This is a genomic window from Lactiplantibacillus pingfangensis, assembly GCF_005404945.1.
Lineage (GTDB): Bacteria > Bacillota > Bacilli > Lactobacillales > Lactobacillaceae > Lactiplantibacillus > Lactiplantibacillus pingfangensis.
In genome coordinates this window covers 1-6,680 of the sequence record NZ_BJDG01000049.1, presented here as the reverse complement: position 1 = coordinate 6,680, position 6,680 = coordinate 1, and the positions used below count along the sequence as shown (strand labels likewise).

General features: G+C 37.4%; 4 protein-coding genes and 1 pseudogene. 1 reads left to right on the top strand and 4 read right to left on the bottom strand.

Annotation, left to right across the window (positions count from 1 at the left end; genetic code table 11):
- Nucleotides 1-3,292 (bottom strand): GbpC/Spa domain-containing protein (locus FFM74_RS13310; protein ID WP_137627110.1); only part of this gene is annotated, 3,292 nt, incomplete at its 3' end.
- Between the two features lie 126 nt (nucleotides 3,293-3,418).
- Between FFM74_RS13310 and FFM74_RS13305 the strand changes: the two genes are divergently transcribed.
- Complete coding sequence (locus FFM74_RS13305) at nucleotides 3,419-3,760, top strand: hypothetical protein (RefSeq protein ID WP_014919559.1); 342 nt, start codon at nucleotides 3,419-3,421, stop codon at nucleotides 3,758-3,760.
- 341 nt (nucleotides 3,761-4,101) lie between these two features.
- On the opposite strand, the gene FFM74_RS13300 is transcribed toward FFM74_RS13305, so the two are convergent.
- The 3 genes and pseudogenes from FFM74_RS13300 to FFM74_RS13290 form a co-directional block, all read right to left on the bottom strand.
- A complete protein-coding gene (locus FFM74_RS13300; RefSeq protein WP_137627109.1) occupies nucleotides 4,102-5,451 on the bottom strand; it encodes an APC family permease in 1,350 nt (449 codons plus the stop codon).
- Nucleotides 5,452-5,470: 19 nt separating this feature from the next.
- Entirely contained in the window at nucleotides 5,471-6,379 is a 909-nt protein-coding gene (locus tag FFM74_RS13295) for a proline iminopeptidase-family hydrolase (RefSeq protein ID WP_137627108.1), read from the bottom strand.
- A 180-nt stretch (nucleotides 6,380-6,559) separates the two neighbouring features.
- Nucleotides 6,560-6,680 (bottom strand): annotated as a pseudogene (locus FFM74_RS13290) (IS30 family transposase); the annotation flags it as partial.

Sequence of the window (6,680 nt, the reverse complement as noted above, 5' to 3'; positions counted from 1 at the left end):
TTGTGACTGCGTCAAAGCTTTGATCTGCTGACCAAGCACCATACGTCTTTTCCCCAGTTACTGCGTCAGTTGAGACTTGACGTGTGAAGTCGACAGAAGCAGTGTGCGGCTGGGCCAATACGTTTCCATTCTGATCAACATAGCTGACGGTCTCATTAACTGTCTTCTTCTCTGTCGTCATCGTTGGAGCATTCTTGGTATAAACCACATGCACATCAGTGTTTGGTGCGTCCGCCGTAGGCGTTAATTCCGCAACGCTGGTTTGACTTGGCGTGTAGCTGGCGATGGCTGGTGAGTCTACTTGTGCCCACATTGTGTCATCTCCAGTAGCCTTCCAATCAGTCGTGGTGTAACCACCACCAGATTGAACTTCCTTACCAGTAACGTTATCCGTCACAATGTTCCGTGTAAAGTCAACGTTTTGCGTAACCGTTGGAGCCGCGGCTTGTCCTTGCTTTGGTCCATTTCCGTAAGTGTAATCGATTGTCCGAGTTACTGTCTTTTCAAAGTCGGACTTATCGTAACCCGTTCCTGGATTATCCTTATCATGGTTGGTGTAAGTGTGGATTAAGTAAACATTGAAGACTTGGTCAACGGAACTATCAACGTCGTAATCAGCGGCCGTGAAACCATTTACAGTCGCATCACTGGTCTTGTTCGTTGATAAGGCGTAACCATTTGCCAAGTAATTCTTTAATTGTTCATCAGCTGTTCCAAAGTTAATTTCTGAACCCGAATCACCTGTTAATGTTTCAGAATATAAGTTCTTATCATTATCAGTTTCGTCAATGATGCTAACTTTTGCGGTTTGTGTATCAATGTTGTATTTAACATCAATCGTTTGATTACCGTAGTCTTTATTAACGTTTGCAGCTTCTACAGAAGTCTTATCAGCTGTATATCCTGGAATTGAAGGTGAATCAACTTGATTAAATTGAGTAGAATCGGCCTTTGTAAATCCAAGGTTAGTTAATGCCGAAACAATATCAGAAGTGTTTTGCACTTCTGCATTTACATCGCTTTGACTCTTAGTACCATCAAATACATAAGTGGTAGTTTTACCAGTTGCTGAATCATTTACCCTAGCAAAAGTAGCATTATTTACAACACTATCTGCCGCGGTTTGTCCCGCCTTAGGTCCATTTGCATAAGTATAGTTAATGGTCCGGCTAGCATTGGTTACACTAACTTGTTGCGTTTGCACAACTTGGTTTTCATGCCATTCAACGGTTGGGGCTGTTGGTGCTACAGGAGCTGTTGGTGCATTCCCTGGATCCTTAGGTGTATTAATGTTTGCATTCATCGCAAACCACATAACGGTATTGTTGTGTTGGCCAATTGAATTACCACCAACACTAAAGTTGATATTACCGTCAGTTAAAATTAAGGCACCTGATCCATAATAAGCCGTCTTAGATTGAGGATAATCCCAACCTTGAATATAGGTCCCGGCAGCTTCACTACCAATACTTTCAGCATTGAGTTTAGCTCCTTTAGATACATATTCATTATTACCTACTGAATATACGGTACCATTTTGATTATTAATTGACGATCCAGGTAAGTAAACAAATGTGTTTTTACCAATACCAACTTTTTCAACGTGATCTGATTGATCGTACTTAAAGTTAGGCGTATAGGTAACAGTACCATTGGTTAAGGTGTATTTCCCAATAGTTTGATCGGTAGTATCGTACTGGTTACCGTTAGCATCTTTTGCAACATAAGAGGTAACATCAGAAACAGTACCATCAATCACAAATTTAAATGGATTAGTATCAGATAATGTTACATTCTTTCCTGCGAATAGATGTTGTAAATTCTCACTCACAACATCAACTCGTCCGTTCGTTTGTGTTGGTCCTTCATTGCTTTGATAAGGATTCCATTGTACCTGAACAGTCTTACCATTATTATCGTTAGCTTGAAGAGTAATAGCTTGCGGCTTTTCATTAGGTAGGTATTGTGTCCCATTCCAGTGGTTTAATGATGACAAACTAACGATAGCCTTACCGTCGCTGAAATCAACTTGAGTTCCATCTTCATAATAGAACTTAATTCCCATGTCCATCGAGATAGGATTATTAGTTTCAGTGTTCGAACCAACAGTAATCGTTACAGTAGGGTCGCGGATAATGTCAACGATAGCATTTTGAGCGTTATTTGATGAGCTCTTAAGAGTATACTTATAAACGATTTTTGCAATCTTCTTGGAAGATCCATCATCTTGAGTATACGAAGTATTACTCAAATTATCATAAGTAGCAGTAACTGTGTCGCCGACCTTCATCAGGATGATATGATCTTGACTATTTGAATATGGATCTGTCCTGGTTAAATCACTATCAGTCAGTGCTGACGTATTATATTGATCAATAATTGATTTATCATTACCACCAATACCAAGCCGCTTGACTGCATCAAGAGTAATATAATTAGTTGTTCCCTCAATTGATACAGTTGCGTTTGGTTCCGAGGTCAACGATAAATTGTTAGCCCGATCAATTGTTCCAACTTGCGTTCCACTAGTAACCTCCTTTTGATATTCATCATAAGCAGACTTGGCTGTGTTATATTGTTGCTTTTTTTCCTGATAGGTATCTTGTTCAGCCTGATACTTAGCCTTAGCATCTTGATAGTCCTTAGCTGCGGTATCAATTGATGCTACTTGACTAGAATAATCAGCTACAGCCTCTGATGTAGCTGATGTACCTGAATATTGTGAAGCAGCAGTTTCATTAACATTGACACCTGCACTCTTTGCATTATCAACAGCAGAGCTTAAAGATGTGCTTGAACCACTTGTAGCAACAGTTGTATCTGTTGGAACCGTACTGGTGGTTGTAACTGTAGCTTCGCTAGCTGCAGTACTTACACTTGCTGATGATGCTGAAGATGATGCAATGGTTGTCACAACTACTGGTTTATCATTACTAGTCGTTTCAGCCTTCGCTGCACTGCTACTACTTGCACTGGTTGAATCGGCCTTCGCTGCACTGCTACTACTTGCACTGGTTGAATCGGCCTTTACTGCACTGCTACTACTTGCATTGGTTGAATCGACCTTTACTGCACTGCTACTACTTGCTACAGTAGCTGCTGATGAAACAGCGCTCTTCGTATCACTAGTGCTGTTTACAGTGGCGGCAGTTAAGTTCTCTGAGGTGGTATCAGCATGAACTGCTACCGTTGATACCCCACCGAAGACAAAAAAAGACATTGTAGCAATTGCGGCAAAAACGAATTTTTTGCCATCTTTATACATTTTATAATGTAATTTCTTTTCTCCCATTATAAACTTCCTTCCCGCTCAATTATATTGAGCTAACCTATTTTTAATTATATACTTGTAGAACAAAGTGACATACCTAATTCTGCAAAATAAAGCACTTTTTTTGTAAATAGTCAGGGAGATATCATGAATCAGTCAACTTTTCAGCTACTTGGTAATGTTGCTTCAGCAGATTTCTACCTTTGTGAAGGCAGTGATATTACTTTAATATCTGATAATAATGCCTATAATATGAAAGCTTTAGCCCAAGAAGCGCTTAAACTGCGTGTTCCTAATTCTTTGACCGTTATTGATTTAAACAACTTCTACGTTGGTATGATCCCTATTGATCATAATCAGATATTGACCATGATTCCTCATATTAACACCACCAATATCCCATTCAATTATCAGGAAATCACTAATTTTATCGGGTCTAGAATTTTTGGTGTTGGAAAGTATTTCCATTCCAAAAGTACTAGGCCCTAATTTAAAAAGCCATTGATAATGGATCAAAAGCGGCCACTAGGGTATACCCTAGTGGCCAGATGCAGTTTACAGAGAATGGTCTGAAAAACAGTTAGACCAGTAAAACCCCTGAGTTTGGATTTACTCCAACTCAGGGGTTTGCTTTACTTATTAATCTAATAAATCTTTTCGTTTGGTGCTCAATCACTACTTATTTGATGCACACCAGGTAACTGGGTCAAGGTAAAATTAATTTGCCACATAGTAAAAAATAATTATCTTTGTAATTCGAAGATGAATTGTATCATCATCTTTAGAATTTTCAATTTTTTAAGTTCAGTTTAAAACTTCATTTTTTTCTGTTACATGTCTAATTCAGTTTTTCGTTGTGTTTTTCTCAAAATTGTATAATAAATAATCCCTATGACCAGCCATGTTATACCTATTTCTTTTGCTAATATATCTAAATTATACATTACAAATGCGATAATAATAAACCCAATAATTGGCACAATTAAATGGCTCCAATAGTGATGTGAGTGATTTTTTATCACGTAATGATTAATAACTGACACGTGAATCACCAAAAATGCAGTCAATGCACCACAATTTACGATTGAAGATAAAACACCCACATTGTTCATAAAAGCTAAACCTACAATTAAAGAAATAACGCCTACAAGATAAGTGCTAATATATGGTGTCTTGTACTTAGGATGCACTTTTGATAACACTTTTGGTAAAGTGCTATCCCGAGACATTCCGAATAGTATTCTCGAAATAGCTGCTTGCGCAGCCAATGCGTTTGCAAATCCCCATGCCAATATTGTCGCAATGGTAGTTAGATATTGCAAAAATGGTCCACCAACTTTCAATGCAATATCATAAAATGCCACATCCAAATCTTTAAATGACGTATAGTCAGGAATAATCAAAGCAGCTACATAAGTTTGTACCACAAATAGTATTCCCACAATAACTAATGCCCACAAGATTGCTTTCCCGACAGTTTTATTTCCTCCTTTTGTTTCCTCCGCTAAAGTACTAATAGCATCAAACCCCAAGAAGCTTAAAACTGCTACGGATACAGCGGTAAACACAAAGTTTAAATTGAATTGGGAACTGTTGTACAACGGCTTAATCGTAAAGCCATTTCCAACACCGTGAGCTAATCCCCAAAAACCAAAAATCAAAAAAATTGCTAAAACTGTCAGCTCACCAACTAGAAAAATGATATTAGTCTTAGCTGTAATTTCGATGCCCCGTACGTTAATAAGCGTATTTACACAAATAAATAATACTAGCCAGATCCAAGTTGGTACCCCTGGTATTAGGGATTTTATCGAATTTGCTGATATAACGTACAACAAAGATGGAACAAATATATAATCTAAGATAATCATCCATCCAGCAAGAAAACCTATTGTTTTATTAATCCCTCTTTGTGCATACGCATAAACGGACCCTGCAATTGGAAAAGCTTGTGCCATCTGGCCATAACTTAACGCAGTAAAAAACATTGCAATCATACCAATAATATAAGTGAGTGCAATCATACCCTTTGAAGAATCCACCACGGATCCATAAATACCAAACGGTGCAATTGGCACCATAAATATTAGTCCATAAATAATTAAATCTTTTAATGTAAGAGTTCTCTCCAACTCTTGTTTGTATCCAAAATCTGCTAAACTCTTCTCTTTTTTTTCCATAATATATCATCTCTCTAACCTATTTATTAAATACTCCAGCTTTAATGTCCTCAAAATAATGCCGCAGATTGCTAAAAAACACATCGGGATTATCTATCATATGATTGTGCCCTCCATTAGGCGTAATCGACAATCTTGCATTAGGAAAATCATTTGCCATGCGTTTTGCCGTTTCTAGTGGCATGGTTTCATGATCCGCAAACAAAAGCTGAGTAGGAACATCAATTTTTTTAATTTCTTTTCGATAATCCCAACCACCCAAGTCACCAGTAATGACAAATTCGTTATCTCCTTGAAAGTTGTTGTATACTGGCTTTGATTGTATATCCACAACATGTGCCTGGGCATATGGTTTTCTTCTGTGAATATATTCATCATATAGATAATCAATATATTTTCTGTAAGTTGGATCGTCGAAATCTTTTCTTTTTTCAATATCTGCCATAAAATCAACCTGTGATTGTGTAAACTCTACATTTCGAATCTTAATCATTCGCTCCATATAATCTGCAATATTATCAATCATGCTAATTATTATTAGTCCCTTTAAATGTTTGCCGTATTTTCGGGCATACATCATTGAAATCATTCCTCCCCAGGAATGACCGACCAAGTAAAAGTTTTCCAAACCGAGTTTTTGTCGAACCTCCTCAATTTCATCTACATAATAATTCTCATTTAAATATAATTTTCTGACTTTCTGGTCGTCCCAATCGGGCGTGTCCGAATACCATGAGCCTAATTGATCATATGTATTTACTTCAATATTCAATCCTTTAAGTTCTTCCCCGAACTGTTCATACACTTCGTGTGTATCTCCAGGTCCTCCGTGTAAACAAAGCAATTGTTCATCACCACCAGAGTTCCACGTGTGAGTCCATAAACTGTACCCATTATCCAATTTGATTATATGTGTCCCATTTTTCATAAAATTTCCTCCATTCATGGCATTTAAGAATACATTAAAAACAGATTAAAATCAAGCTTAAATAAAATAAGTGCATTTTCAGCAACAATTAGCGTCATACTTGTTGCAAACCAATTAAATATTCTTCCTCATTTCAATCACTTTCGATGCTTTTTGTTTTTTAAACGGTAGATTGTAAAATTAATCCGAATTTTTGGACAAATTTGTCAGCATAACCTGATACAGTGTTTGCCAGTCGAGTATTTTAAGCGGTCGCTGGTTAATTTGGAGTAACGTCGTCGTTAAATCTTGAGCACTAATG

Coding starts and splice junctions, on each gene's coding strand:
- FFM74_RS13295 (WP_137627108.1), bottom strand. CDS start 6,379: ATGAAAAATGGGACACATATAATCAAATTGGATAATGGGTACAGTTTA.
- FFM74_RS13305 (WP_014919559.1), top strand. CDS start 3,419: ATGAATCAGTCAACTTTTCAGCTACTTGGTAATGTTGCTTCAGCAGAT.
- FFM74_RS13300 (WP_137627109.1), bottom strand. CDS start 5,451: ATGGAAAAAAAAGAGAAGAGTTTAGCAGATTTTGGATACAAACAAGAG.